The 3,098-nt window shown below is 68.0% G+C and carries 4 protein-coding genes; 2 read left to right on the top strand and 2 right to left on the bottom strand.

From position 1 onward, the window contains the following. Positions 1-211 (bottom strand): undecaprenyl-diphosphate phosphatase (locus ACV4UX_RS18230; RefSeq protein WP_491594701.1); only part of this gene is annotated, 211 nt, incomplete at its 3' end. A gap of 163 nt (positions 212-374) precedes the next feature. Here ACV4UX_RS18230 and ACV4UX_RS18235 point away from each other — a divergent pair. Both ACV4UX_RS18235 and ACV4UX_RS18240 read left to right on the top strand, forming a co-directional pair. Then, positions 375-557, top strand: coding sequence for a hypothetical protein (locus ACV4UX_RS18235; protein WP_491594702.1), 183 nt, complete (start codon positions 375-377; stop codon positions 555-557). Positions 558-719: 162 nt separating this feature from the next. Continuing rightward, positions 720-1,994, top strand: a complete 1,275-nt coding sequence (locus ACV4UX_RS18240; RefSeq protein ID WP_491594703.1) for an MFS transporter — start codon at positions 720-722, stop codon at positions 1,992-1,994. A gap of 75 nt (positions 1,995-2,069) precedes the next feature. Here ACV4UX_RS18240 and ACV4UX_RS18245 read toward each other — a convergent pair. After that, the coding region (locus ACV4UX_RS18245; RefSeq protein ID WP_491594704.1) for a tRNA nucleotidyltransferase/poly(A) polymerase-related protein at positions 2,070-3,098 on the bottom strand (1,029 nt) is incomplete at its 5' end.

Genomic DNA, 3,098 nt, shown 5'->3' on the forward strand with positions numbered 1-3,098 from the left:
GGACCACGAGTCCGGCGAAGCGCTCGCGGTACATTACCACCACCGCGAGGATGGCCCCCAGCTGGATGATGATGTCGTACGAGGCGGCCTTCTCCCCAGCATGTCCCAGGAGCGCGCCCGTGAGGATGAGATGCCCCGTGGACGACACGGGCAGGAATTCGGTGACGCCCTCGACGATGCCGAGGATGATGGAACTGAGCCAGGGATCCATGCGATGTCCTTGCTGACGGCGCGGCTGCGGTTCTTTGGGGAATGCGCCAGGCGGCGCGCCGGGCATGGGTACGACGCGCGGGCGATCCTTGCAACCCCTGCGTGCATAAGATACAAAGATGATTGCCGTTTGGTAATGCTTGCAGCACCAGGAGAAAATGCCCATGAGCACCGTGATGCCCCAGTCCGAATTGATGCGTAACGCCGTGTCCTGGGTTTCCGAAGCCCTCGCCAAGCCGGGGGCCTCCCTGGCCAATCTCCTGGGGGAGGCGGGCATGCGCTTCAACCTGAGCCCCAAGGACCAGGAATTCCTCAAGGAATTTTTCAAGGACGCCCAGGTGAAATAGGGCAGGCAGGGCCGTCCGGCGCGCCGGACGCCGTCGCCCTGTTCCGTGCAGCACCGCAAGCCTCACGGACCACGCGCGACGCTGTCGCGGCCCCGGCATCCCCTCGGCATGCCGTTGGCGCTTCGGCTCCCGCGCGCCGCGACCATCACAGGAATCCCCCGCATGAACCCGACCCTTGAAAGGGCCGTCTCCAAGGCCACATGGCGGCTGCTGCCGTTCCTCTTCGTGCTTTACATCGTGGCCTACCTGGACCGCATCAACGTGAGCTTCGCGGCCCTGGGCATGAACCGCGACCTCGGCCTGGACCAGGCAGCCTACGGCTTCGGCGCGGGCATCTTCTTCCTGGGCTACGTGCTCCTGGAGGTGCCCAGCAACCTCGTGCTGGCGCGCGTGGGAGCCAGGCGCTGGATTGCGCGGATCATGGTCAGCTGGGGCCTGGTGACCATGGCCCTGGCCTACGCCCAGGGGCCTGTCACCTTCGCGGCGCTGCGCTTCCTGCTGGGGGCCTGCGAGGCGGGGTTCTTTCCCGGGATCATCCTCTACCTCACCTACTGGTTCCCCCACGCCAGCCGGGCGCGGGCCGTGGCCCTGTTCATGACCGCCACTCCCGTGGCGGGGCTCGTGGGCAGCCCGCTTTCGGGCTGGATCATGGGGCTGCACGGCGTCTGGGGCCACACGGGCTGGCAGTGGCTCTTCCTGCTGGAGGGGCTGCCCGCCGTGCTCCTGGGCGTGGCGGTGTGGTTCACCATGCCGGCCGGACCGGCCAAGGCCGCCTGGCTGACCCCCGAAGAGCGCCAGGCCCTGGCCGAGGCCCTGGAGGCCGAGGGCGCGGACGCCGGGCCGGGCCGCCTGCACGGCGTGCGCCAGGGGTTGACCAGCCCCGTGGTGTGGCTCTTCGGCTTCATCTACTTCTGCTCGGTGCTGGCCATGTACGGGCTGGTGATGTTCCTGCCGCAGATCGTGGCCCAGGTGACAGGGGGCGACGCCCTGTCCGTGGGCTTCCACGTGATGGTGGCCTACGGGTTCGCGGCCGTGGGCATGGTGCTCATCGGCGCCAGTTCCGACCGTTTCGCAGAGCGGCGCTGGCACGTGATCGGCTCCATGGGCCTGTGCCTGTGCGGCATGGTGGCGCTTTCGGCGGCCACGGGTCTGGCGGGCGTGCTGGCCGGGGCGAGCCTGGCGGCCATGGGCATCTGGGGCGTTCTGGGGCCGTTCTGGGGCATGGCCACCCGCTGCCTGGGCGGCGCGGCCGCGGCGGCAGGCATCGCGCTCATCAACTCCCTGGGCAACGTGGGCGGGTTCCTGGGGCCGTACCTGATGGGCTGGGTGAAATCCAACACCGGGCACTACTCCGAAGCTTTCCTCTATGTGGCGGGGGTGATCCTCCTGGGCATGGCCTCGGCGCTCCTGGTGCGGCAGCCCCCACGGAACGGCTGAGGCTCCGTGCGGCCCGGCCCCGCTCCCGCCTGACGGGGCAGGCCTTCCGGAGCCTTCCGCCGGACAACGGATCGCTCATCGGGCCGGGCCAGCCCCCGGCATCCACTCGAGCCCCAAATCCTTTTCGACCATGCGTTTGGCCATGGCCATCTGCTCGGCGCGGCAGGTGGCCTTGCCGTCGAGCATGGCGGCGGTGACGGCGCGCAAAATCTGGGCGTAGCGCGGCCCTGGCGGCAGGCCCATGGCCTTCAAGTCCTCTCCGGCCAGCTCCACGCGCAGGGTGCGCAGGGTGGTCAGGAAGAGCGAGATGGAGCGCTGCACGGTCTCCTTGGGGTTGCGGGCCATGAGGTAGAGCACGCCTTCCAGGGGCAGATCCCTGAGCAGGAAGTAGAGCTCGCTGTGCAGGCCGCGCCGGTATTCCCACTCGAAAATCTGCTGCGCCGTGTTGCGGATGGAGTGGCGCAGGGCCAGGAAGCTCTCCTCCATGTGCTTGGAGAAGCCCAGGCGGCGTGCCACGCCCTGCACCTGGTCGTCCTCCATGCCTGCGCACAGGCCCAGGAAGTAGATGCGCCAGACCTCGGGTTTGGGCTCCACATAGAGCAGGGCGTACCATGTGATCACGCGCTCGGCCTCGGCGAGCACCTCGTCCTTGCGCGGGTCCAGGGCAAGGTGCGGGTGGATGGCGGCCAGGAGTTTGAACTCGTCCATGCGCCGGATGCTGGCCAGGGGCCTGTCGTCCTCCATGATGTGGCGCATCTCGTGGAACACGCGCGGCCCCGAGAGCTTGTGCACGAACTGGTTGGCGATGGCGTTGCGAATGAGCCGCTCGGTCTGCGCGCCGATCTTGAAGTGGAAGCGCTGCTCGAAGCGGATGGCCCGCAGGATGCGCGTGGGGTCCTCCACGAAGGAGAGGGAGTGCAGCACGCGGATCATGCGGTCCTTGAGGTCGCGCTGGGCGTCGAAGAAGTCCACGAGCCTGCCGAAGCGCTCGGGCGAGAGGTGGATGGCCAGGGCGTTGATGGTGAAGTCGCGCCGGTAGAGGTCCATCTTGATGGAAGACAGCTCCACCGTGGGCAGGGCCGCCGGGTATTCGTAGTATTCCAG

It is taken from the genome of Fundidesulfovibrio sp., assembly GCF_058402725.1.

Bases quoted from the DNA above. Each gene is read 5' to 3' on its own strand.
- ACV4UX_RS18240 (WP_491594703.1), top strand. From the start codon at position 720: ATGAACCCGACCCTTGAAAGGGCCGTCTCCAAGGCCACATGGCGGCTG.
- ACV4UX_RS18235 (WP_491594702.1), top strand. From the start codon at position 375: ATGAGCACCGTGATGCCCCAGTCCGAATTGATGCGTAACGCCGTGTCC.